The sequence below is a fragment of the Gracilibacillus sp. YIM 98692 genome, assembly GCF_010993965.1.
GTDB lineage: Bacteria > Bacillota > Bacilli > Bacillales > Amphibacillaceae > Gracilibacillus.
In genome coordinates, this window is the sequence record NZ_WIXM01000002.1 from 416,963 (window position 1) to 442,897 (window position 25,935).

The window sequence follows — 25,935 nt, forward strand, 5'->3', positions numbered from 1 at the left end:
GGCTGAAACCCTGCTAAATACCGTTTAGTTTGAATTTTTAAGACATATGCTTCATAATAAAAAGGAATATCTTTCATATAGATGAATATAGTAAAAGTGGAATAACAATAGGAATTGAAGGAGGTACCAGGAATGGATATATTAAAAGTTTCAGCAAAATCAAATCCAAATTCTGTAGCAGGCGCACTTGCGAATGTATTACGTGAACGTGGTTCAGCGGAAATTCAAGCTATCGGTGCTGGTGCACTGAATCAAGCGGTTAAGGCAGTGGCTATTGCACGTGGTTTTGTGGCTCCAAGTGGTGTAGATCTCATTTGTATTCCAGCTTTTACTGATATTTTGATTGATAACGAAGAACGTACAGCGATTAAATTGATTGTAGAACCGAGATAAAAAAGAATAGAAGAAACTAACCTGTTTGTTAATGGCAAGCAGGTTTTTATTGTATTTTCAACATGGGGAATAGGAGGCGTTTCCACTGATTGATTGTCATTGTGACGCTCTGTATAAAATGTGGTCGCAACAAGCAGATTTTGACTCTGATTCTAGGTTAGCTGTTAATATGCAGCGATGGATACATAGTGATGTGAAAGTTCAGTGTTTTGCCATTTTTATACCTCCTGAAGTGCCCATTGAATCGAAATTTTCAGTCGGGCTGGAAATGATCGATTTGTTTTATGAGAAAATTATAGCTCCATATCCAAAAGTCCAATTAATTCAAAACGCTAATGATATCCGTCGTTTAAATGATGGTGAAAAGGGAGCTATGTTAACTTTAGAGGGGTTAGATTTGATCGGTAATGATTTATTTAAACTACGAACATTAATACGTTTAGGTGTACGCATGATAGGATTGTCATGGAATGATGCTAACTTTGTAACAGATGGTATATTGGAAAAACGAGGTGCAGGATTAACTTCATTTGGTGAACAAGTAATAGCACTTGCAAATCAGGAGAGAATTTGGATTGATCTTTCTCATATTTCTTATCAGGGTTTTTTTGATGCGGTTGCTCATGCCGAGTACCCGGTGGCCTCTCATTCGAATGTAAAGGCAATAATGAATCATCCAAGAAATTTAGACGATAAACAGATAAAAGCTATTGTTGATAAAAAAGGCCTTATTGGTATTAATTTTGTTCGCTATTTTTTAACAACAAAGGCTACTGCAACAACAGAGGATATTATCTATCATATCCAATATTTAATTCAGATAGGTGCTGAGAATTGCGTTGTATTTGGTTCAGATTTTGATGGCAGTGACGACCTTGTAGATATGCCTCGCACTATTGATCAATACAACAAGTTGATCACACGTTTAAGATATTATTTTTCTGATTCTATGGTTAACAAAATAGCTTTTGGTAATTTTTTTACCAATTTTTCTAGATTGTCAGATTAAATAAATATTTGACTTTGTAATTCGTGTCCATATGTCCTATAATAGATGAAGTAGTTTTGGCTAACACGTTCTGACCAAGCATGATAGACGCTTATCATCATGTGTAGAAAGGAGATTTAAAATGAATGAAAAACAACGACTTGAAAGCCAACAAATAAAGCAATCCAATTCGACGGACGTAAAATCCGATACGAATGATAATTTAGATCGTTTAAAAAATTTATCGAGCGATGATTTAATATCAAAATATTTCCAAACAACTTATGAGCCTCCTAATATGCGCAAAGCTAAAAAACGTTTAAAAAAAGATGTAGATATTCATTATGATTTTGATATCCCTCTTGAAATGCGTGAAATTGGAAAAGGTAAAAAGTTTATGATTCGCACTTATGGTTGTCAGATGAACGAACATGATACTGAAGTAATGGCAGGGATTCTGACGCAAATGGGATATATGTCAACAGACGATACAAATGAAGCGGATATCATTCTATTAAATACTTGTGCAATCCGTGAAAATGCGGAAAACAAAGTATTTGGTGAAATCGGCCACTTAAAATCATTAAAAACAGAAAACCCTGATTTGATATTAGGAGTTTGTGGCTGTATGTCACAAGAAGAATCAGTCGTCAATAGAATCTTGAAAAAACATCCATTCGTAGATTTGATTTTCGGTACACATAATATCCATCGTTTACCACAATTAATTCAAGAAGCGATGTTTGGTAAAGAAATGGTAGTCGAAGTGTGGTCTAAAGAAGGAGACATTATTGAAAATTTACCAAAAGCTCGTAAAGGAAAAATTAAAGCATGGGTCAATATTATGTATGGATGTGACAAATTCTGTACGTATTGTATAGTGCCGTACACTCGAGGTAAAGAGAGAAGTAGAATGCCTGAAGATATTATTCAAGAAGTGCGTCATTTAGCGGCTCAAGGTTATCAAGAAATTACTTTACTCGGTCAAAATGTGAATGCTTATGGGAAAGATTTAGAATTTGAATATGGTCTAGGCGATTTAATGGAAGAAATAAGCAAAATTGATATTCCAAGAGTACGCTTTACAACATCACACCCTAGAGACTTTGATGACAGGCTTATTGAAGTACTTGCAAAAGGCGGTAATCTACTGGACCATATTCACTTACCAGTTCAATCGGGAAGCTCTGACGTTTTACGTGTTATGGCTCGTAGATACACTAGGGAAAGTTATTTAGAGTTGGTTCGTAAAATAAGAGAAGCAATGCCAAATGCTACACTTACAACGGACATTATTGTTGGTTTCCCAAATGAAACAGATGAACAATTTGAAGAAACCATGTCGTTGGTTGAAGAAGTAGGGTTTGAAAGTGCATATACGTTTATTTACTCACCAAGAGAAGGTACCCCTTCAGCGAGATGGGAAGATAATATCCCTATGGAAGTGAAGAAAGAAAGATTACAGCGATTGAATGCATTAGTAAATAAACAATCTGCTGAAGCGATGAAAAAGTATCAAGGGGAAACTGTTAAAGTATTAGTAGAAGGGGAAAGTAAAAAGGATCCTGATGTGCTATCCGGTTACACAGAACGAAACAAATTAGTGAACTTTAAAGGGCCTAAATCTGTAATTGGTAAAATTGTAGAAGTGAAGATTACAAATACAAAGACATGGACTTTAGATGGCGAGATGGTCGAGTCTGCAGTTGAGGTGAACTAGATGGGGAAGTATACAAAAGCGGATGTAATAGAAGAAGCTCATAAATTAGCGGAAAAAATGGCTAATGTAGAAGAAATAGATCGATTTAAACAATTGGAAGCAAAATTAAATGACAATAATAAAATTCAAAGTTCTATAAAGAAAATAAAAGCTTTACAGAAGCAAGCTGTTAATTTTCAAGCTTATGGAAAACACGAAGCCTTAAAAAAAGTAGAAGCTGAAATTGATCGTTTACAAGCAGAAATTGATGAAATTCCAGTAGTTCAGGAATTTAAAGAATCGCAAGTTGTGATTAATGATTTATTACAACTTGTAACCAATACACTTGCCAGAGAAATTACTAATGAAGTAATCCGATCCACAGGTGGAGATATACTAGCTGGAGAAACAGGTTCCAGCAAAAACAATCATCACTGTTCTTAATATAAAAGCATTTTGGTTCGAGTTTGAACCAAAATGCTTTTTTAAACGTTTGAAAAGTATAAAACCCGCTCGTTACTCGTTTAACGATGAGTGCTTAATCATCGCTTCGGAAAGCGAAGTATATTTCTGGAGCGGTCTTTAGAGCTTTTTAAAGGCATCTGTCGCAGTTTTGTTCTACTACGAATATATGCTTATCAGAAAATTCTTTTAGGGGAGTTCAGGAGTTTTGACCGTTTTTTCTTATAAAATTTTTACTAATAAGTACAAATTCCTGGGCAAGTGCATAGGATGAAGTAGAATCTATAGGTGAAAAATCCAAAATAAAAAGCACTATAGGTGAATATCTCGCATATGATGAATTGAAATAAGAGGGAGGTATAAATGCTATGTCTTTTCTTGACCAAGAATACCGTGAGATTATAACCAAAGCGGTTATAGGAAAAGGTAGAAAATTCAAGCAAGACACCGATACGATAACGCCTGCACATCGACCGTCTAGTATTTTAGGATGTTGGATCATTAATCATCATTATCATGCAAAATTAGTAAAAAAAGATGTTGTGGAGATTAGGGGCAGCTATGATGTGAATGTTTGGTATGCATATAATGATAATACAAAAACAGAAGTCGTTACGGAACGGGTAGAATACACAGATCACATTAAATTAACGATTCGCGATAAACATCATTTTGGTGAGGATTGTGAAGTGTTAGCAAAAGTAATTCAACAACCAAACTGCTTAGAATGTAATATCGAAAAACATGGCCAAAAAATAAAAGTAGATGCTGAACGAGAATTTCTTGTAGAAGTACTTGGCGAAACAAAAGTAATTGTAAAAGTGGATCCTAGCGGCAAAGTGTATAATGATGATGATTGGGATCTAGAAATTACCGATGATGAATTAGACTCCATTGATCCGGACTTTTTAGCCGATGAAAAAGAAGAATAACCTTTACAGTGTGGGCTTACCTCACACTGTATTTTTTTGTTTATTTTATCTTTACTCAAAACTGCTTAAAATCAGCTTGTCATTTGGTATGTTTTCTTTATTATCCATTTGTTACTGTGCTATAATGAAGGTTGAATTTAAAAGAACGTTGGGGGATATAGAATGGGTTATACACCGATGATACAGCAATATTTGAATATAAAAGCTGAATATAAAGATTGCTTTTTATTTTTTCGTTTAGGAGATTTCTATGAAATGTTCTTTGATGATGCGAAAAAAGCAGCAATTGAGTTGGAAATAACATTAACCAGCCGTGATGGCGGTGGTGACGAAAGGATACCAATGTGCGGTGTGCCCTTTCATTCTTCAGAAAGCTACATTAAAGCATTGATTGATAAAGGTTATAAAGTAGCTATTTGTGAGCAAGTAGAAGACCCAAAAGCAGCAAAAGGTGTTGTAAGACGTGAAGTAGTTCAACTGATAACACCAGGTACCGTGATGGAAGGGAACATGTTAGATGATAAAGAAAATAATTATTTGGCGGTCATTGATCAAATAGATGAAACACACTTTTCCTTTGCTTATACTGATATGTCAACAGGGGAAACTTTTGTCATGGAGATATCACAAGGCTGGAATGCTGTGCTTAGTGAATTAATTAACCGACCAATTAAAGAGATTATTGTAGACGAGCATTTAAAAGAATCATTTGTAGTAGATTTGAAAAGTAAGATGCAAGTCACGGTTACATATAATAAAGGTTGGCAGTTACCAGACCATATGTATCATCTCTCAGAGAATATAACAGATAAGGCCCTTCAAAATAGCTGTATTAAATTGTACAGCTATTTATATCAAACACAAAAGCGAGCATTTGAACATTTGAAAAAAGCACAGCTTATTGAGTTGAAAGAATATATGTCTCTTGACATGTATTCTAAGAAGAATTTAGAAATTACTTCTTCTATGATGAGGAATGAAAAATTCGGAAGCTTATTATGGGTGATCGATAGAACTGTAACAGCAATGGGGGCTAGGAAGCTTAAAAAATGGTTAGAACGGCCGTTATTAACTAGATCCATTATTGAAACAAGATTAAATCTTGTAGAAGGTTTTTATGATCAGTTCATGGAGCGAGAAGAAATTCGTGAGGCTCTTCAATCTATCTATGATATTGAGCGTTTATCTGGAAGGGTTTCTTTTGGTAATGTTAATGCTCGGGATCTCATGCAGCTCAAAAGATCTTTAATGAAAGTGCCTGACATTATTACCTTATTAAAACAATTCGATAATGAAGCCTTACAATCTTTAGCTGACAAAATTAACCCATTACCTGAGTTGTATCACTTACTTGATAACAGTATTGCTGGAGACCCTCCTTTTTCTATTACAGAAGGTAATATTTTAAAAGACGGTTATAATCAACAATTGGATCAATATCGCGATGCATCACGAAACGGGAAACACTGGATCGCTGCACTAGAACAAAAAGAAAAAGAAGAAACCCATATAAAATCTCTGAAAATTGGTTTTAATAAAGTATTTGGCTATTATATAGAAGTAACACGGGCTAATTTACATCTTATCCCCGATGGCAGGTATGAACGGAAACAAACCTTAGCAAATGCTGAAAGATTTATCACGAATGAACTTAAAGAAAAAGAAAGTATGATTTTAGAAGCAGAAGAAAAAAGTGTCGAACTTGAATATCAATTATTTTTAGAAATTCGTGACCAAGTAAAAGCTTTTATTCCAGCATTGCAGAAACTAGCTGAGATAATTAGTGAATTAGATGTTTTACAAAGCTTTGCTTCTATTAGTGAAGAAAATGATTATGTCCGACCGCATTTCTCAGAAAAACAACAAATTAGTTTACTAGAAAGCCGTCATCCTGTTGTGGAAAAAGTGATGAAAACAGAATCATTTGTTCCAAATGATATAAATCTGGAAGAAGAAAAACATTTACTACTGATTACTGGTCCTAATATGTCTGGTAAAAGTACTTATATGCGTCAATTAGCTCTTACCATATTAATGGCACAAGTAGGCTGTTTTGTTCCTGCAAAATCTGCCCATTTGCCAATCTTTGATCAGATTTTCACGCGAATTGGAGCTGCCGATGATTTAGTTTCGGGTCAGAGTACTTTCATGGTGGAAATGTTAGAAGCGAACCATGCGATACAGCATGCAACCAATAAAAGTCTTATTCTTTTAGATGAGATTGGCAGAGGTACAAGTACTTACGATGGAATGGCCTTGGCACAAGCTATTATTGAATATCTTCATGATCATGTTCAGGCTAAGACTTTATTCTCTACTCATTATCATGAATTGACGAGTCTGGAAACTTCATTGCAAGCGATGAAAAACATTCATGTGAAGGCGGAAGAGATTGATGGGCGTGTTGTCTTTCTTCATCAAATTCATGAAGGTGCAGCAGATGAAAGCTACGGGATTCACGTTGCAAAATTAGCTGGTTTACCTGATCCCCTCATTAATAGAGCACAAGTTATCTTGGATAAGCTTGAGGAAAAAGGAGAAGAAAACACAGAAAAAGTTCAAGAAAGTGAAAAAGCCGATGTAATGGAGCAAATGACATTTTTTACAGAAAGAAAAGAGAAGAAACAAGAGCTGAATTCAAATGATACGGCAGCATTAAAATCTTTAAAAGGTTTGAATTTATTGGAAATGACACCAATGGAAGCGATGAATCAATTATATGATTTACAGAAAAAAGTGAAACGAGTAAAAGGATGAGTCAGATGAAAATCATCGAACTACCTGATTACTTAGCCAATAAGATAGCAGCAGGTGAAGTAGTAGAAAGACCTGCCTCCGTTGTAAAGGAATTGGTCGAGAATAGTGTAGATGCAAAGAGTAGTACTATTAAAATTGAAGTGGTTGAGGCTGGGCTGCAATCTATAAAGATAACAGATGACGGTATTGGAATACCAAGAGATCAATGTAAAAAGGCCTTTTTACGACATGCAACAAGTAAAATTTCAAATGAAAGTGATTTGTTTCATGTTCATACTCTAGGCTTCAGGGGAGAAGCTCTGGCGAGTATTGCTGCGGTAAGCCGGTTACAAGTCAAAACTTCAACAGGCGAGGAAGCTGGAACAATTCTAGAGTTAGAAGGTGGTACGATTATAGAAGAGTCTCGCGGTGATGCTAGGAAAGGAACTGAAATCATCGTGAATGACTTATTTTATAATACACCTGCTCGTTTAAAATATATGAAAACCGTCCATACTGAATTAGGACATATCACGGATATTGTCAATAGAATGGCATTCTCTCATCCGAATATTCGATTTGAGCTCTGGCATAATGAAAAAAGGATCTTTAAAACTTCTGGCAAAGGCGATTTATTGCAAATAGCAGCTTCTGTCTACGGTATGTCTGCAGCCAAAAAAATGATACCAGTTAAGACGCAAACACTTGATTATAAGATCGAAGGATATATTGCAAAACCTGAAATAAATCGAGCTACTAGAAATTATATGACTACGATTGTGAATGGTCGTTTTATTAAGAGTATCGCGTTAGCAAAAGCAATCACTAATGGTTTTCATACGTTACTTCCAATTGGACGTCAGCCAATTGTCGTTTTAAGGGTTGAGATGGATCCTATTTTAATTGATGTGAATGTTCATCCAACGAAACTAGAGGTACGGTTTAGTAAGGAGAGAGAGTTATATCAAGCAGTAGAGGAAATGATAAAAAAGGCATTGCAACAGGAAACACTCATTCCGTCTGGATCTCAAACAAATAAGAAAAAAGAAACAACTGTACAAAACGAGTTAGATTTAACACAAACAAGTATTGATATTTCTAGGTCTACCATTCCAAGAGAAATAGATCAAAACAAATCGGCATTAAAAGAATTAAAATTACCTGAATCAAATTATATAAAAGAAACAGAACCACAACATATTAAGAATAATCAAGAGAAAAAGCAAATGGAACAACAGCTTGATCACGAAGAGGGATTAGTTCCAACAGATGAGGAAACGACAACTGATATTCCACATCATAATCGTGTTCCGCCATTATACCCAATTGGTCAGCATCATGGTACTTATATCTTAGCGCAAAACGATGAAGGTTTATTTATTATTGATCAACATGCAGCACAAGAAAGAGTTAAATATGAATTTTTTCGAGAAAAGATAGGGAAAGTGGAAAGTCAAGTACAAGATTTACTTGTACCGCTCACCTTTGACTTTACTCATCAGGAAGCATTGATCATCGAGGAATACAAGGAAGAGTTACAGAAGGTAGGTCTTTTCTTAGAACCATTTGGAGCAAGTACGTATGTGGTTCGTTCCCATCCAAATTGGTTTCCAAAAGGAGAAGAAGAAGATGTTCTTCGTGATATCGTAAATCAATTAATTAAAGATAAACAGATTAATATTCATAAACTGCGTGAAGAAGTAGCGATTTTAATGTCTTGTAAGAGATCTATTAAAGCCAATCATTATTTAAATATAAAGGATATGGAAAAATTATTAACGGATTTAAGAGAGTGTGCAGATCCATTTACATGTCCGCACGGAAGACCGATTATTATACAATTCACAAAGTACGAGATGGAAAAGATGTTTAAACGTGTTATGTAGGGATGGAATAAAAAGGAATCAATGCGGATAGAAGGGATGTACATGAAAAATAAAGTTGTAGCTGTAGTAGGACCGACAGCAGTAGGAAAAACCGCGTTAAGTATTGAAATTGCGAAGAGGTTTAACGGTGAAGTAATTAGTGGAGACTCTATGCAAGTATTCAAAGGGTTGGATATTGGAACAGCTAAAGTTACAGAAACGGAAAAACAAGGGGTTCCTCATCATATGATCGATTTATTAGAACCTCATGAGTCATTTTCAGTAGCAGAATTCCAAAATATTGTCCGTCAAATTATGAAAGATATTCAACTAAGAGGAAAATTACCAGTTATAGCAGGTGGAACCGGACTATATATACAAGCCATTCTGTTTGATTATCAGTTTGCGGATGAAGGTAGCAGTGAAGTTTATCGGTCAAAAATTGAAGAAGAAATAGAACGAGCCGGCATTGAATCCGTTTATCAAAGATTGAAATCAATTGATCCAAACCAAGCAGAAAAAGTGCATCCTAACAATAAAAGAAGGCTGATTCGAGCTTTAGAAGTATATGAACGAACAGGAAAAACAATGACTGAGCATCAAGCACAGCAAAGTACAGCGTTGTATGATTCCTATATTGTTGGTCTAGAAATGGACAGAACGATTCTATATAGACGCATTAACGAACGTGTAGATCAGATGATAAATGAAGGGCTTATAGAGGAAGTAGAAAGGCTATTCCAACAAGGCTTAGCTAATCATCAATCGATGAGAGGAATTGGATACAAAGAGGTAATCGAGTATCTTCAAGGTAATCAAAGCTTAGCAGATTCAATTGAGTTACTTAAGCGTAATTCACGTCGTTTTGCCAAGAGACAGTATACATGGTTTCGAAACAAAATGCCGGTACACTGGTATCCCATTTTACCTGAAACGAAAGATAAGACTTTTAAAAATATTTTGACTGATTTAGAAGGATTCTTACAATAAAAATAGAATATTACTCTTATAGAGAAAAAAGAGGAGGATACACGATGTCTCAAAATGTCAATATTCAAGATCAGTATTTGAATCAATTAAGAAAAGAACGCATTCCTTCTACCATTTTTTTAACAAATGGTTTTCAATTAAGAGGTGTGGTAAAAGCATTTGATAATTTTACCGTTTTATTAGATTCGGACGGAAAACAACAATTAATTTTTAAACATGCCATTTCCACATTTGTACCATCTAAAAATGTTACATTGGATAAAGAATAGATGAGTTGGCGCTATTGATATAGCGCCATTTTTATGTGAATATAAAGTGAGACTTCCATCAGTGAGGGGTTTCTTAACACCCCACTGATGGTTAGCGAAACTTATCAGGGTGCTAGCGTCCGTTATCCCCCACTTATACTTTTGTCATTATTCTAAGTCTTGAAGTTGGGGTACGGAAGATTGTTCACTGTGATAAATTTGATACATGAAATGTTGCTGTCAGTTCATGCTATGAGAAGAAAACAAGAAAAGTAGGTGGGCACAATCGAGAATGTATTACTAATAGCAGTTCATACAAATACCGCTGATAAAAATAGGTTTAAGTATTCATTAGAGGAATTGCAAGCATTAGTAGAGACAGCAAATGGCCGAGTAGTGAAAACTGTCATTCAAAATAGGTCAAATCCCCATCAAGCATATTATTTAGGAGAGGGAAAGTTAAGTGAAATTGCAGAAATGATAAGAAAGGCAAATGTAGAATTAATTATTGCAAATGAAGAATTAACGGGAGGTCAAATTCGCAACCTGCAAGAATTTCTTGATATCCGTGTAATAGATAGAAGTCAGCTGATATTAGACATTTTTGCTGCTCGCGCCAGAACGAAAGAAGGTAAGCTGCAAGTAGAATTAGCACAATATGCTTATATGCTGCCTCGCTTGCATGGACAAGGCTCTGAATTATCCCGGTTAGGGGGAGGTATTGGAACTAGAGGTCCTGGTGAAACGAAACTGGAAACGGACCGGCGTCATATTCAACGACGGATGGATGACATTAAAAAAAGATTAACACAAGTGGTTAATCAACGAGAGCAATATCGAGAAAAAAGGCGCAGAAATACAATGTTTCAAATTGCCCTTGTCGGTTATACAAATGCAGGCAAATCAACCATTTTCAACAGCTTGGCTAAAAGCAATACATTAAATGAAGATAAATTGTTTGCAACATTAGATCCACTTACAAGGAAATTATATTTACCCTCAGGTTTAGAAGTTATTATTACAGACACTGTAGGGTTTATTCAAGATTTACCAACCGAATTAATTGCCGCATTTAGATCTACATTAGAAGAGGTGAAGGATGCTGATATCATTTTGCATGTCACAGATGTATCAGCACCGAATATGGAGGATCACGAACGAACCGTAAAAAACTTATTAAACGATTTAAATGCAAATCAAATTCCTGCGTTATTTTTATATAATAAAAAAGATTTAATTAATCAGGAACAGTTTGTACCAGATTCACACCCTTATCTATTGATGAGTGCAAAAAATGACCTGGACATCAATATAGTAAAAGAAAAGATAGAAAGCTTGATTAAAGAAATTTGGCAACCTTATCAATGCTTTTTACCTGAGTCATTAAGTCATGAATTGGTTTTTATGAAGCAGCATTCCTTAGTAACGCATTATACTTATAATGAATCACAGTTAGGATATAAGGTAGAAGGCTATGTGGATCCTGAGCATCCAGTAATGAAGCAAGTAAAGGAGTATAGTATGTAATGGAAATGACAGATATCATCGAAGAACAACTGAAACCAATTTTTAAACAGATTGATGAAATAGAATTCATGAACCAACAGAAAGTATTACATGCTTTTCAAAAGCATCAAGTAGCAGATAGTGATTTTCATCCGACAACTGGATACGGATACGATGATTTTGGTCGGGATAAACTAGAATCTGTGTATGCTGCTGTTTTTGGAACAGAAGATGCATTAGTTCGGCCACAATTAGTATCCGGTACTCATGCGATTTCCACAGCTTTGTTTGGTGTACTTAGGCCGAACGATGAATTGCTGTATATCACAGGGAAACCATACGATACATTGGAGCAAGTAATTGGAGCAAACAAAAATGTTCCAGGGTCATTAACAGACCTAGGTATTACATATCAACATGTTCCCTTAAAAGAAGGAAATGTGGACATGTCTGCTGTTAAACATATGCTTTCCAGTAAAACCAAGGTAATAGCTATTCAGCGCTCAAAAGGATATGATGATAGACCTTCTATCGATGTGATGTCAATAAAAGAAATCATTGAACGAATACGGTCTTGGGGTTATAACGGTATTATTTTTATTGATAATTGTTACGGAGAGTTTGTTGAAACAATAGAACCTACTGATATCGGGGCAGATCTCATGGCCGGTTCTTTGATTAAAAATCCTGGTGGTGGAATTGTAAGAATAGGTGGCTATATTGTAGGGAATGCTAATTTAATAAAGAAAGCTTCTTATCGCTTAACAGCACCTGGTATCGGAAAGGAAGTTGGGGCAAGTATAGGAATGCTGCAAGAAATGTATCAAGGGTTTTTTATGGCACCGCACATTGTAAGCCAAGCTTTGAAGGGGGCCATATTCACATCTGCTTATCTAACCAAACTTGGTTTTCAAACTACCCCTCACTATCAAAGTAAAAGAACAGATTTAATTCAGTCAGTTACTTTTGATACAGCAGAACAAATGGTGAGGTTCTGTCAAACCATTCAAAAGCAGTCACCAATTAATTCACATGTGACACCCTATCCTGCTCCAATGCCAGGATATACGAGTGATGTAATTATGGCTGCAGGCACCTTTATTCAAGGAGCTAGTTTAGAGTTAACAGCAGATGGGCCAATAAGAGAACCTTATACAGCATTTGTTCAAGGTGGGTTAACCTATTCACATGTCAAAAATGCAGTAATCGAGGCATCAAAGCAGTTAAAAGAACCTTCAAAACTCTAGAAATCTTTATGTGAGGAATTCTTACACAAGTTGACAACTAATATACTTCGTGTATAATGTATGTATGGAATGTAAGAGAGGGGTGAGTAGATGAGCGATTTTGAAAGACGTTCAATGCCCTTGTTTTCCATTGGAATCGTTAAATCTCTAACTGGTTTGACAGCAAGACAAATACGATACTATGAACAGCATGATCTTGTACACCCATCAAGAACAGAAGGCAACCAGCGCTTATTTTCTTTCAATGATGTGGACAGGCTTTTGGAAATCAAAGATTTGATTGAAAAAGGGCTTAACCTTGCAGGGATTAAACAAGTATTACATATGCAAGAATTGCCGAAGACAAATCAATCAAATGATGAACAGAAAAAGCCAGAGTTGACGGAGAAAGAATTGCGTAAAATCCTTCATAAGGAGCTTCTCGACGCAGGTAGGTTAGGCAAAACTTCGTTAAGGCAGGGAGAATTATCACGATTCTTCCATTAATAAAAAAAGGAGAGTTGATAATGGGATTAACAAAAGAAGAAATCAAACAGAGAATTCAAGAAGAGGACGTAAAATTCATCCGCTTACAATTCACAGATTTACTTGGTACAATTAAAAACGTAGAAATTCCATTAAGTCAGTTAGACAAAGCTTTAGACAATCAGATGGTATTTGATGGTTCTTCTATCGAAGGTTTTGTACGTATCGAAGAATCTGACATGAAGCTTTACCCAGACTTAGACACTTTTGTTGTATTCCCTTGGACTTCTGAAAAAGGTAAAGTAGCTCGTTTTATTTGTGATATATACAATACAGATGGCACACCGTTTGAAGGTTGCCCTCGTTATAACTTAAAACGCAATTTAAAAAGGGCTGAAGAGCTTGGTTTTACAGCGTTTAATATTGGTACAGAGCCTGAATTTTTCTTATTTAAACTAGACGAAAAAGGCGAGCCATCCTTAGAATTAAATGATAAAGGTGGTTATTTTGACCTTGCACCAACCGATTTAGGTGAGAATTGCCGCCGAGACATTGTGTTAGAATTAGAAGAGATGGGCTTTGAAATTGAAGCTTCTCACCACGAAGTTGCTCCAGGTCAGCATGAAATTGACTTTAAATACTCTGATGCTGTAAAACATGCAGATGATATTCAAACATTTAAATTAGTGGTTAAAACAATTGCACGTAAGCACGGTCTGCATGCAACATTTATGCCAAAACCATTATTTGGTGTAAACGGTTCTGGTATGCACTGTAATATGTCATTATTCAAAGGGAAAACAAATACTTTCCTAGATGAAAATGGCCCACTACAGTTAAGTGAAACTGCATATCAATTTATTGCAGGTACTATTAAACATGCGCTTTCATTTACTGCAGTAACAAATCCAACAGTTAATTCATTTAAACGTTTAGTTCCTGGTTATGAGGCACCTTGCTATGTGGCATGGTCTGGATCTAACCGTAGTCCATTGATCCGTGTACCCGCTTCCCGTGGATTAAGTACCCGTGTTGAAGTACGTAGTGTAGACCCAGCTGCAAACCCTTATCTAGCACTATCTGTACTATTAGCATCTGGATTAGATGGTATTGAAAACCAATTAGAGGCTCCAAAAGCAGTAGATCGTAACATCTACATTATGGACAAAGAAGAAAGAGAAGCTAATGGTGTCAAAGATTTACCAGCAACTCTTTCAGATGCATTAGAATACTTAAAAAATGATGAAGTAATTGTGGAAGCTTTAGGTGAGCACTTGTTCGAACATTTCATTGAATCAAAAGAAATTGAATGGGATATGTTCCGTACACAAGTTCATCCTTGGGAAAGAGAACAGTATATTCAAGCATATTAATAAAGAAAAGTCCCTTGATTGTTATGATCAAGGGACTTTTCTTTATATGAACCGATCAAAAAAAGTTTTTACTATGCTATGTTTAGGAGTTCCATAGAGTTATGTAGGATAGCTTATACCAAAAGTAAACTTAAACGTTTCGGTATAAACCGACAACTTTTCCTAAAATGCTGACATTATCATATATTAATGCATCCATTGTCGCATTTTCAGGTTGCAATCGAATATGGTCTTTTTCTTTAAAAAATCTTTTTACTGTTGCTTCATCATCCTCCGTCATAGCAACAACAATATCTCCATTTTGAGCCGTATTTTGTTGTTTTACAATGACTTTGTCTCCATGCAGAATTCCTGCTTCAATCATACTATCTCCATCAATAACTAAAACAAATAGCTGTTCATCAGAATGTACATCAGTGCTAGGAATTGGAATATATTCCTCAATATTCTCTACAGCCGTAATAGGTAAACCAGCTGTTACCTTACCTATCACAGGGGCATAGGCGGCTTCTGTTTTAGGAATTTCAATTTCACCATCTTGTGGAAGTACTTCAATTGCTCTTGGTTTTGTTGGATCTCGGCGAATATATCCTTTTTTTTCGAGCCTTGCTAAGTGTCCGTGCACAGTTGAACTTGATGCTAATCCAACTGCTTGTCCAATTTCTCTTACGGATGGCGGGTATCCTTTTAGCTCTACCTGTTCCTTAATATACTCCAAAATTTCTACTTGCCTTTTTGATAGATTTGTCATGATTTTATCTCCTTCAGCGTATGTTTTATTACAGGCATTATAGCACATATGGAAAGAATCTACAAACATTCGTTCGAATATAAGGTTGACAAGAACGAATGTTCGAGTATAATAAACAATAGAAATGGGAACAAAAGTTCTGTGGAGGTTTTAACATGTTGAAAAATCTATCAAAAGTAGATCTTTTTTATTTGTTTTCTTTTATTTCTGCTATTATATTTGTATATGTTTCAATGATTAGTATCATGTAGAAAGAGAGAAGGAATACGATGAAAGACGTGGTTATATATTGCCGAGTTAGTACCGAAAAAGAAGAACAAGAGACTTCTTTAAGCAGGCAACAGCAAGAACTTGAAAGTTTTGCGGCTCTTTACGACTTTAATGTAATAGAGGTAATTCAAGAAAAGCAAAGCGGATATGATATTGAGCGTAACGGTGTTTTCCAAATGCTAGAGGCTTTTGAAACACAGAAAGCAAACATTTTATTAATACAAGATGAAACACGACTAGGTCGCGGTAACACCAAAATTGCTTTGCTGCATCAATTATCTAAATTAGATGTTCAAATATATACTTTATCGCAAAATGGCCAGTTACAATTATCTGAAGGAGACTCTATGGTCTTACAAATTGTATCGATTGTAGAAGAGTATCAAAGAAAACTGCATAATGCCAAAATAAAAAGAGGAATGAAAAAAGCTGTAAAAGATGGGTATAATCCAGCGAATAATTTATCAAACCAGCATTTAGCAAGAGGAAGAGAAAGAAAAGATTTCCCTATTGAAGAAGTGAAAAGGTTACGAGATAATAAATTAACGTTTAAAGAAATTGCGTCCATTTTAAGAGGGATGGGCTATCAAGTATCAAAAGCAACGGTACATCGTCGATATAAAGAGAGCGAATCACTTGAATTGAATCAAAATGATGAGATAAAATAAAGTGAGGTATACAAATAGAATGTATGCCTCTTTTTTATTGATCTTAAAATAGAGGGGAGCGTTTCAATGCTTTCTAAGGAAAAGATAGCTCGTATCAACGAACTGGCTAACAAGTCAAAAAAAGAAGGATTAAGTAAGGAAGAGCAAAAAGAACAACAAGAACTGAGAGAAGCTTATCTAAAAAATGTAAGAAAATCTTTTAAAAACCACATGAAAGGCATGACCGTTGTTGATCCGAATGGGAACGACGTTACGCCTGAAAAATTAAAAAAACTGAAACAAAAAAAATAAACGATTGCCTTCAGAAGCAAATCCATCTTCTGAAGGTGCTTTAACTCCGTTCAAACATGCTTTATCCATAAAAATATTGAAAATATGCTCTTTTTTAATATGAGATACTTGTCTAATATTGAATTTCGTTATAGGATTATAAATGTGCGTACATATATTGTATATCGAAAGGAGAAAGAATAGAATTATGTCAAATCAAACAGAACAATTGTCTATAAACACGATTCGTACGTTGTCTATAGACGCAATTGAAAAAGCAAATTCTGGTCACCCGGGGTTACCGATGGGTGCTGCTCCAATGGCGTATACATTGTGGACAAAGTATATGGATCACAATCCAAAAAGCTCTAAGTGGTTTAACCGTGATCGTTTTGTTCTATCTGCTGGCCATGGATCTATGTTGTTATACAGCCTATTACACTTGTCTGGCTATAATGTAACCATTGATGACTTGAAAGAGTTTCGTCAATTAGATTCTAAAACACCTGGACACCCAGAAGTACACCATACTGATGGTGTGGAAGCAACGACTGGTCCATTAGGCCAAGGGATTGCAATGAGTGTTGGTAAAGCAATGGCTGAAAAACATCTATCTGCAAAATATAATAAAGATGACTTTAACGTTGTTGACCATTATACTTTTGCCATTGTAAGTGATGGAGATCTCATGGAAGGGATTTCTCATGAATCAGCTTCTCTTGCTGGTCACCTAAAATTGGGTAAGCTTATAGCATTGTATGATTCTAACGACATTTCATTAGATGGTGATTTAAACAAATCATTTTCTGAAGATGTAGAAGGTCGCTTTAAGGCTTATGGATGGCAAGTTATTCGTGTGGAAGATGGAAATGACACAGAAGCTATCTCAAAAGCTCTTGAGGAAGCAAAAGCAAACACAGAACAACCAACACTTATCGAAGTGAAAACAGTTATTGGTTACGGTTCACCTAATAAATCTGCATCTGCTGCATCACATGGTGCACCACTAGGTGAAGATGAAGTGACGTTAACGAAGGAATTTTATGAATGGGAACATGAGCCATTCCATGTACCAGAAGAAGTTTATCAGGACTTTGAAACAAAAATCGTAAAAGATGGACAAGAAAAGGAACAAAAATGGAATGAATTGTTTGAATCTTATAAAAATGCCTATCCAGAATTGGGTAATGAATTAGATAGTGCTATTAAAGGTGAACTGCCTGAAAAATGGGACGCAGACCTTCCAACATTTGAAGCAGGAAAAGATGAATTAGCAACACGTGCTTCTTCCGGAGAAGTACTAAATGCTCTTGCTAAATCTGTTCCAACATTATTTGGTGGAAGTGCAGACCTTGCTGGTTCTAATAAAACAAACTTAAAAGACTTCGGAGACTTCTCTAGCGAGTCACCAGAGCAACGCAACATTTGGTTCGGTGTACGTGAATTCGCAATGGCAGCTGCACTTAATGGTATGGCGCTTCACGGCGGACTTAAAGTATTTGGCGGAACATTCTTCGTATTCAGCGATTACTTGCGTCCTGCTGTAAGATTGTCTGCTATTCAAAATGCGCCTGTAACTTATGTATTAACACATGATTCCATTGCTGTAGGTGAAGATGGTCCAACACACGAACCAGTAGAACAATTGGCTGCATTTAGAGCAATGCCAAATCTTTCTGTAATTCGTCCGGCAGATGGAAATGAAGTACAAGCAGCTTGGCGTTTAGCAATAGAGTCTACATCTCAACCAACTGCACTTGTTTTAACACGTCAAGGCCTTCCAACTCTTGAAGGAACAGCTGAAAAAGCATACGAAGGTGTGAAAAAAGGCGGCTACGTAGTTAGTCCAGCTTCTAAAGAAACACCTGATGCGATTTTAATTGCTACAGGTTCTGAAGTTCAACTGGCTGTTAAAGCACAAGCGGAACTAAAAGAACAAGGTAAAGATGTAAGTGTTGTAAGTATTCCATCGTGGGATCGCTTTGATGCACAAGATGCATCATATAAAGAATCTGTACTGCCTAGAAGTGTAACCAAGCGCTTAGGTATTGAGATGGCTTCTTCCTTAGGCTGGGAGCGTTACGTAGGTATCGAAGGATCTGTTCTTGCTATCGATAGCTTTGGTGCTTCTGGAAATGGTGGAAAGATTGTAGAAGAGTATGGTTTCACAGTAGATAATGTAGTTAAACATGTGAACGAATTATTCTAAATTTTTATGTAGACATTTTTAAAGAAAATCCTTAGCCATGCTAAGGATTTTCTTTTATAAATAAAGGACAACTGCTTGTATTATAGAAGGACTTTTACTATACTATACGAGAGACAGAATGAAGGAGGAAGGGTTAGTATGGGTACACTATGGGTCATACTGATCGCGGTTGCTGCATTATTAATAGGTGTAGCACTTGGTTTTTTTATCGCGAGAAAGTATATGATGAATTATTTAAAGAAAAACCCACCAATTAATGAACAAATGTTAAGAACAATGATGATGCAGATGGGACAAAAGCCATCGCAGAAAAAAATCAAACAAATGATGCGTGCGATGAATAATCAAATGGATAATAAATAACACGTATTGTAACATAATTGTCGAAATAGAATCCTTGCTATCCAAAAGCAAGGGTTTTATCATATTATTAGAGAGATTACATTATGTTGGAGTGACCACCATGTCAGAATTGAACTTTTTTATAGCCTTCGGAGCCGGTTTCTTATCCTTTATCTCCCCATGTGTACTGCCGCTCTACCCAGCTTTTTTATCCTATATAACTGGAATGAGTGTAAGCGAAATTAAAGAAGAGCAAGGCATGTTTAATTATAAAAGTATTATACATACAACCTGTTTCTTAATCGGTTTCTCGAGTATATTTATATTATTAGGCTTTGCCACAAGCTTTATTGGAGAATTTTTATTTCGATGGGACGATCTGATCAGACAGGTGGGGGCTATACTGATCATTTTCTTTGGACTTGTCATTATCGGTGTGTTTAATTTTTCATTCTTACAAAAAGAAAAGAAAGTTCAATTAAAAAATCGTCCAGCAGGCTTTTTAGGGTCCTTTTTCATTGGAATGGCTTTTTCATTGGGCTGGACTCCTTGCACTGGACCTATATTAATGGCTGTCATTTCACTTGCTGCTACCGATACGGAAGCAGGCGTTTTATTAATGAGTGGCTATGCACTTGGCTTTTCGGTGCCTTTTATTATTTTAGCGTTCTTTATTGGGAAAATGAATTGGATTAAAAGAAATTCGCAGAAACTTGTGAAAATAGGCGGCTATGTCATGGTTTTTATGGGCTTTTTCTTATTTTTTGACCTCATGACAAAGCTAACCTCATACTTAGCCACCTTTTTCAATTTTAAGGGATTTTAAGTAAAAATGAGAAGAAACTATTGTTGAACATGGAGGGTAGTAATAAATGGTGAAAAGTAATGATTTAATTTTACGCACAATGACTGTTTTAATTGCGTTTATTTTGTTTGGATTTTCTGTCTACTTATTTCTAGCAGGACATAATGCTCCAGGTGGTGGTTTTATTGGTGGATTAATGACATCTGCTGCTATTTTACTGATGTATATGGCATATGGATATGAAGCAGTTAACAAAGTATTACCTATTAATTATCGAAGTCTAATCTCTATTGGGTTGCTTGTAGCTGTTTTGACAGGTGTTGGTTCATTTGTTTTTGGTCAACCTTTTTTAAGTCAGACATTTGATTATTTTTATCTTCCTATATTGGGGAAGACAGAGTTAGCAACAGCGTTGTTATTTGATGTAGGTGTTTACCTTACCGTTATTGGCGTTACACTAACTATAATACTCTCTATTTCAGAAGATAGATAAGTAAACATGCGCATCCTGGAAATGAGATGATATAATGTGGTGGATCGTATTAAGTACTTTATTCGCAATAATAATGGCTGTCTTTATGATCATTTTCCGGCTTAAACAATCAAAGAAGCCAACTAACTTAAAAAAAATAATTTTACCTCCCATTTTTATGAGTTCAGGAGCACTAATGTTTGCTTTTCCTATATTCCGTATACCTTGGCCCCAAGCATTTGAATCTTTATTATTAGGGGCCTTATTTTCACTGTTACTTCTTAAAGCAACAAGATTTGAAGTCAAAGATAAGTGCATTTATATCGTTCCAACTAAATTGTTTCTATTCATATTTATCAGTCTCCTTATTATTCGCATTTCGCTGAAAGTGGTGTTTGGAAGTATGATAAGCCTAGGAGAAACAGCAGGAGTGTTTTTTTTACTAGCATTTGGGATGATTCTAAACTGGAGAGTTATGCTTTTGATCAAATACTATAAAACAAAAAAGTCGTTACATATATAGAAAAATACGCTGCCAACACGTTTACTTTACTGTTTTGTGTTTTTGGCAGCGTATTTTTTATTACTGTACTCGCTAGGGGCGTATTGGAACAAATCTTCGTACAAAGAAATATCTATATTTTTTTCTTGTAATTTCTTTCGTAAAAATTTATGATCTCTTTTTGGAGTTGCTAATATATACCCTTGAATAAGCGTTTCCTGTGTGATGGAAGTTGCATTATTTTGTAGAGCGATTTTCCCAATTTTGCTTGCGATCTTTTGCCTAGCAACATCTCGAAACAGTTCTGGTACCGGAGACACTAGCTCTTCTAATAAATCTTTTTCTGGCTGTTTCCATAAATGTTTGGATTTACTGATATAATATTTTTCCCAATCAAGATCTGATTTTCCATCATTTTTCGGGAGACTTTTTAAAAATTTCCGAAACATAAAATAACCGCCGATCGCCATTAGACCAGCTAGGACAAAAGTCCATATGACAATAAATATTGCAAATTCAAACGACATAAGTTTCACCTACCATTTTGAAGATAAATGATTATTACTATTCAAGAACATTTTAATTTTCTGAAAAGTATAGTAATATAGCAATGAATCATTTTCTAGGCATCATATTACATTTTTCACATATAATTTACTAGATCGTTGATATTATAGCATGATTAGACGCTTTTTTAAAATTGAGAGTTAAATAAAGGCAGTAGGGGGGAAGGATTTGTTGAATCAAACGGAATCAAATAATAACATAACTTATGAAAATCTAAAAAAGGAAATGAACCTTTCTAATTTTCCTGACTATATGTTACATTTAATTGAGAATAATGGCTTTGATCTAATTACTATAATTGATTTATACGGTCGTATGGAATATATATCTAAATCTGTAGAGCGTATTCTTGGCTATGGCAAGGAACAATTAACAGGAAAATATGCATGGCGTTACATCTTACCAGAAGATCAAGATTATCTAAAAAACTATTTTAACTTGGAACAACGTAATGCACAGAAGTATTATTTACATATTCGAAATCAAATCGGGAAGTATATTATTTTTGAAACAGTTCTATTTACTGTTGAATGGCCGGATGGTAAAAAGCGGATTCTAGCGATTGCCAGAGATATTTCAGATAAGAAACAAGCAGAAGAAATGCTTATCCGATCTGAGAAAATGTCGATAGCTGGTCAATTGGCAGCAGGTATTGCACATGAGATAAGAAATCCTTTAACTTCTTTAAAAGGTTTTGTTCAATTGTTACAGGCTGGCATTAGCAGTAAAGAAGAATACTATAAGATTATGATTGATGAGATAGAAAAAATTAATACGATGACATCTGAGTTATTATTTATTTCGAAACCAATGACAGATGAGAAAAAAGAAGAAAATGTTCAAGAGATGTTGAATGACGTTATAACATTATTAAAAACACAAGCGAACTTATATAATATTGATTTAAATTTTCAAATGGATGATAACACGGAAGTATATTGTGATAAATCACAGGTAAAGCAAGTATTTATTAATCTTATTAAAAATGCAATTGAAGAAATGTCAGATGGTGGAGAAATTATTATTAAATTAGAAAGGAATCATTCCTGGTGTATCGTATCTATCATTGATCAAGGTCCTGGTATTCCGAAGCATGTAATCCATAAATTAAAAGAACCTTTTTTTACAACAAAGAAAAATGGGACAGGATTAGGATTAATGATTTCTAACCAAATCATCGAAAATCATCATGGGCATTTGAATATTCAATCAGAAGAAGGGGAGGGCAGTACATTTAGTATCTACCTTCCTATACATTCTTCATGACTATCAATCGACTGAAAGCAATGTAGGAAAAACTCGAAATTTTTCAGTTGAAACATTTTACTTATAAACCGATTTCATTTAAAATAGTACTGTATGTACTATTTACATAGTATTTTAATAGAAAAAAGATTCATTTTTTATCTTTGAAGGGGGTAACGAAGCAGGATGACAAATCAAAGCGCATTTAATGCAAAAAAGCAATTTGATCTGAATGGCAAAAAGTATAACTTTTACCAATTAAAAGCATTAGAAGATGCAGGACTAGGTAAAATTGACCGTCTACCTTTTTCGATTCGTGTGTTATTAGAATCGCTAATTCGTCAACATGATGGACATGTTATTAAGGATGAACATGTAAAAAGTTTAGTAAACTGGGGTAAAGAATCTGGAGAAGATGTACCATTTAAACCATCTCGTGTTATTTTACAGGACTTTACCGGGGTGCCAGCTGTAGTAGACCTTGCTTCACTAAGAAAAGCGATGGTAGATATGGGTGGTTCACCTGACAGTATTAACCCAGAGGTGCCAGTTGATTTAGTTATTGACCATTCTGTACAGGTTGATGAATACGGAACGAAAGATGCACTTCAAGCGAATATGGAACTGGAATTTGAGCGAAATGCAGAAAGATATGAATTTTTGCATTGGGCACAGAAAGCATTTGATAACTATCGAGCTGTGCCACCTGCAACTGGTATCGTACACCAAGTAAACCTTGAGTACATCGCAAATGTAGTACATGCAATTGACAATGAAAATGGGGAAGTTGATGCATTCCCAGATACGTTATTTGGAACAGATTCCCACACAACTATGATCAATGGTCTGGGTGTATTAGGTTGGGGTGTTGGAGGTATTGAAGCTGAAGCTGGTATGCTTGGTCAACCATCTTATTTGCCTCAACCTGAAGTAATCGGGGTGAAGTTTACTGGCAGTTTCCCGAATGGAACAACTGCAACAGACTTAGCATTAAAAGTAACACAAGTATTACGTGAGAAAAAAGTAGTTGGCAAATTTGTAGAATATTTTGGACCGGGTTTAAAAGATATGCCACTTGCTGATCGTGCAACCATCTCAAACATGGCGCCAGAATATGGTGCAACATGTGGTTTCTTCCCAGTAGATGACGAAGCATTAAATTACTTACGCCTTACTGGTAGAAATGAAGAGCATATTGCATTAGTAGAGAAATATTGTAAAGAAAATAACTTATGGTATTCTTCAGATCAGCCAGACCCGGAGTTTACGGACTTAGTGGAAATTAATTTATCAGAATTAGAACCAAATTTATCTGGGCCTAAACGTCCTCAGGATTTAATTCCATTATCTAAAATGAAAGAATCTTTCAATGAAGCAGTAACTGCTCCAGCAGGTACGCAAGGACTTGGTCTAGATAAATCCGAATTTAACAAAAAAGTAGAAGTAAACCATCCAAACGGTAAGAAGTCTGTTATGGAAACAGGTGCTTTAGCGATTGCTGCTATTACATCTTGTACCAATACATCTAACCCTTATGTTATGCTTGGTGCTGGTTTACTCGCGAAAAATGCTGTTGAGAAAGGATTAGAAGTGCCGGGTTATGTCAAAACATCACTAGCTCCTGGTTCTAAAGTAGTTACTAGCTATTTAGAGAACGCAGGCTTAATGGAATATTTAGGAGAGCTAGGCTTTAACCTTGTTGGTTACGGTTGTACGACATGTATCGGTAACTCCGGTCCACTTCGAGAAGAAATCGAAAAAGCTATTGCGGATAATGACTTAACAGTATCTTCTGTGTTATCCGGTAACCGTAACTTTGAAGGTCGTATTCACCCGTTAGTAAAAGCTAATTACTTGGCTTCACCTCCATTAGTTGTGGCATATGCATTAGCGGGTACAGTAGATATCGACCTTAAGAATGACCCTATTGGCCAGGATAAAGATGGTAACAATGTTTACTTTGATGATATTTGGCCAACAATGGACGAAGTTCGTGCATCAGTAGAAAAGGTTGTAACTCCTGAAATCTTCCGCAAAGAATACGAAAACGTATTTGAATCTAACGAAAAATGGAACGAAATTGAAACAACAGATGAGCCATTGTACAAGTGGGATAGTGAATCGACTTATATTCAAAATCCTCCATTCTTTGAAGGACTTTCAAAAGATGCCGGTGAAGTGGAAACACTAGCTGGTCTTCGTGCGATTGGTAAATTTGGTGATTCTGTTACAACAGACCACATTTCTCCAGCCGGTGCGATTGCAAAAGATATGCCTGCTGGTAAATACTTGCAAGACAAAAGCGTATCTCCTCGAAATTTTAACTCTTATGGTTCTCGTCGTGGTAACCATGAAGTCATGATGCGAGGTACATTTGCAAATATTCGTATTAAAAACCAGCTTGCACCAGGAACTGAAGGCGGATTTACAACTTACTGGCCAACTGGTGATGTAATGCCTATTTATGATGCTGCAATGAAATATCAGGAAGATGGTACTGGTTTAGTTGTGTTAGCAGGAAATGACTATGGGATGGGAAGCTCTCGTGACTGGGCAGCAAAAGGTACAAACCTTTTAGGCATTAAAACGGTCATTGCTCAAAGCTATGAGCGTATCCACCGTTCCAACCTTGTTATGATGGGAGTACTTCCGTTACAGTTTAAAGATGGAGATAGTGCAGATTCTCTTGGATTAACTGGTAAAGAATCATTTGAAGTAGAAATTGATGAATCGGTTAAACCACATGACTCAGTAAAAGTAACTGCTACTGATGAAGATGGTAATAAAACAGAGTTTGAAGTCACTGCACGTTTTGACAGTGATGTTGAAGTAGATTACTACCGTCATGGTGGTATTCTCCAAATGGTATTACGTAACAAATTAGCGTAAGCTTTCAATTAAAGGGTAGCCTTATTACAGGCTACCTTTTT

The 25,935-nt window shown here is 35.6% G+C and carries 24 protein-coding genes; 22 read left to right on the forward strand and 2 right to left on the reverse strand.

What is annotated here, in order from left to right; all coding sequences use genetic code 11:
* Window positions 1–132: 132 nt before the first annotated feature.
* The 13 genes from GHD00_RS04270 to glnA all read left to right on the forward strand — a co-directional run bounded on the left by GHD00_RS04270 (window position 133) and on the right by glnA (window position 14,904).
* Entirely contained in the window at window positions 133–393 is a 261-nt protein-coding gene (locus GHD00_RS04270; protein ID WP_163536861.1) for a stage V sporulation protein S, read from the forward strand.
* 88 nt (window positions 394–481) lie between these two features.
* Window positions 482–1,402 carry a dipeptidase gene (locus GHD00_RS04275; protein WP_276208251.1) on the forward strand — a complete coding sequence of 307 codons (921 nt, stop codon included), beginning with the start codon at window positions 482–484 and terminating at the stop codon, window positions 1,400–1,402.
* A 121-nt stretch (window positions 1,403–1,523) separates the two neighbouring features.
* On the forward strand, window positions 1,524–3,101 hold the full coding sequence (miaB, locus tag GHD00_RS04280) for a tRNA (N6-isopentenyl adenosine(37)-C2)-methylthiotransferase MiaB (RefSeq protein WP_163536863.1): 1,578 nt from the start codon (window positions 1,524–1,526) through the stop codon (window positions 3,099–3,101).
* On the forward strand, window positions 3,102–3,524 hold the full coding sequence (locus GHD00_RS04285) for a YlbF/YmcA family competence regulator (protein ID WP_163536864.1): 423 nt from the start codon (window positions 3,102–3,104) through the stop codon (window positions 3,522–3,524). It abuts the gene before it with no gap.
* Between the two features lie 386 nt (window positions 3,525–3,910).
* Complete coding sequence (cotE, locus tag GHD00_RS04290; RefSeq protein ID WP_163536865.1) at window positions 3,911–4,474, forward strand: outer spore coat protein CotE; 564 nt, start codon at window positions 3,911–3,913, stop codon at window positions 4,472–4,474.
* Window positions 4,475–4,636: 162 nt separating this feature from the next.
* The gene (mutS, locus tag GHD00_RS04295) at window positions 4,637–7,231 is read left to right on the forward strand and encodes a DNA mismatch repair protein MutS (RefSeq protein ID WP_163536866.1); all 2,595 of its coding nucleotides are present in this window, start codon (window positions 4,637–4,639) and stop codon (window positions 7,229–7,231) included.
* A 5-nt stretch (window positions 7,232–7,236) separates the two neighbouring features.
* A complete protein-coding gene (mutL, locus tag GHD00_RS04300; protein WP_163536867.1) occupies window positions 7,237–9,096 on the forward strand; it encodes a DNA mismatch repair endonuclease MutL in 1,860 nt (619 codons plus the stop codon).
* A gap of 42 nt (window positions 9,097–9,138) precedes the next feature.
* Window positions 9,139–10,065 carry a tRNA (adenosine(37)-N6)-dimethylallyltransferase MiaA gene (gene miaA, locus GHD00_RS04305; RefSeq protein ID WP_163536868.1) on the forward strand — a complete coding sequence of 309 codons (927 nt, stop codon included), beginning with the start codon at window positions 9,139–9,141 and terminating at the stop codon, window positions 10,063–10,065.
* A gap of 44 nt (window positions 10,066–10,109) precedes the next feature.
* On the forward strand, window positions 10,110–10,334 hold the full coding sequence (gene hfq / locus GHD00_RS04310) for an RNA chaperone Hfq (protein ID WP_163536869.1): 225 nt from the start codon (window positions 10,110–10,112) through the stop codon (window positions 10,332–10,334).
* A gap of 255 nt (window positions 10,335–10,589) precedes the next feature.
* Complete coding sequence (gene hflX, locus GHD00_RS04315; RefSeq protein ID WP_163536870.1) at window positions 10,590–11,840, forward strand: GTPase HflX; 1,251 nt, start codon at window positions 10,590–10,592, stop codon at window positions 11,838–11,840.
* Entirely contained in the window at window positions 11,840–13,066 is a 1,227-nt protein-coding gene (locus GHD00_RS04320) for a methionine gamma-lyase family protein (RefSeq protein WP_163536871.1), read from the forward strand. Before hflX ends, GHD00_RS04320 begins: the two co-directional genes overlap by 1 nt.
* A gap of 90 nt (window positions 13,067–13,156) precedes the next feature.
* Complete coding sequence (locus GHD00_RS04325) at window positions 13,157–13,552, forward strand: MerR family transcriptional regulator (protein WP_163536872.1); 396 nt, start codon at window positions 13,157–13,159, stop codon at window positions 13,550–13,552.
* A gap of 20 nt (window positions 13,553–13,572) precedes the next feature.
* A complete protein-coding gene (gene glnA / locus GHD00_RS04330) occupies window positions 13,573–14,904 on the forward strand; it encodes a type I glutamate--ammonia ligase (RefSeq protein ID WP_163536873.1) in 1,332 nt (443 codons plus the stop codon).
* A gap of 130 nt (window positions 14,905–15,034) precedes the next feature.
* On the opposite strand, the gene lexA is transcribed toward glnA, so the two are convergent.
* The gene (lexA, locus tag GHD00_RS04335; protein ID WP_163536874.1) at window positions 15,035–15,655 is read right to left on the reverse strand and encodes a transcriptional repressor LexA; all 621 of its coding nucleotides are present in this window, start codon (window positions 15,653–15,655) and stop codon (window positions 15,035–15,037) included.
* A 269-nt stretch (window positions 15,656–15,924) separates the two neighbouring features.
* Between lexA and GHD00_RS04340 the strand changes: the two genes are divergently transcribed.
* The 7 genes from GHD00_RS04340 (at window position 15,925) to GHD00_RS04370 (ending at window position 21,214) form a co-directional block, all read left to right on the forward strand.
* Window positions 15,925–16,593, forward strand: a complete 669-nt coding sequence (locus tag GHD00_RS04340; RefSeq protein ID WP_163536875.1) for a YneB family resolvase-like protein — start codon at window positions 15,925–15,927, stop codon at window positions 16,591–16,593.
* Window positions 16,594–16,659: 66 nt separating this feature from the next.
* A complete protein-coding gene (locus GHD00_RS04345) occupies window positions 16,660–16,884 on the forward strand; it encodes a DUF896 domain-containing protein (protein ID WP_163536876.1) in 225 nt (74 codons plus the stop codon).
* Window positions 16,885–17,071: 187 nt separating this feature from the next.
* Complete coding sequence (gene tkt, locus GHD00_RS04350; RefSeq protein ID WP_163536877.1) at window positions 17,072–19,072, forward strand: transketolase; 2,001 nt, start codon at window positions 17,072–17,074, stop codon at window positions 19,070–19,072.
* Between the two features lie 138 nt (window positions 19,073–19,210).
* On the forward strand, window positions 19,211–19,435 hold the full coding sequence (locus GHD00_RS04355; protein ID WP_163536878.1) for a YneF family protein: 225 nt from the start codon (window positions 19,211–19,213) through the stop codon (window positions 19,433–19,435).
* Window positions 19,436–19,535: 100 nt separating this feature from the next.
* Entirely contained in the window at window positions 19,536–20,240 is a 705-nt protein-coding gene (locus GHD00_RS04360) for a cytochrome c biogenesis CcdA family protein (RefSeq protein ID WP_163536879.1), read from the forward strand.
* Between the two features lie 46 nt (window positions 20,241–20,286).
* Window positions 20,287–20,712, forward strand: coding sequence for a Na(+)/H(+) antiporter subunit B (locus GHD00_RS04365; protein WP_163536880.1), 426 nt, complete (start codon window positions 20,287–20,289; stop codon window positions 20,710–20,712).
* A 34-nt stretch (window positions 20,713–20,746) separates the two neighbouring features.
* Window positions 20,747–21,214: a CcdC family protein gene (locus GHD00_RS04370; RefSeq protein WP_163536881.1), complete on the forward strand. Its 468-nt coding sequence runs from the start codon at window positions 20,747–20,749 to the stop codon at window positions 21,212–21,214.
* 26 nt (window positions 21,215–21,240) lie between these two features.
* Here GHD00_RS04370 and GHD00_RS04375 read toward each other — a convergent pair whose 3' ends face one another.
* Entirely contained in the window at window positions 21,241–21,720 is a 480-nt protein-coding gene (locus GHD00_RS04375; protein ID WP_163536882.1) for a DUF2621 family protein, read from the reverse strand.
* Between the two features lie 208 nt (window positions 21,721–21,928).
* Between GHD00_RS04375 and GHD00_RS04380 the strand changes: the two genes are divergently transcribed.
* Window positions 21,929–23,026 (forward strand): ATP-binding protein, encoded by a 1,098-nt coding sequence (locus tag GHD00_RS04380; protein ID WP_240468586.1) that lies wholly within the window; start codon window positions 21,929–21,931, stop codon window positions 23,024–23,026.
* Between the two features lie 165 nt (window positions 23,027–23,191).
* Complete coding sequence (gene acnA / locus GHD00_RS04385) at window positions 23,192–25,894, forward strand: aconitate hydratase AcnA (protein ID WP_163536883.1); 2,703 nt, start codon at window positions 23,192–23,194, stop codon at window positions 25,892–25,894.
* Window positions 25,895–25,935: the final 41 nt, after the last annotated feature.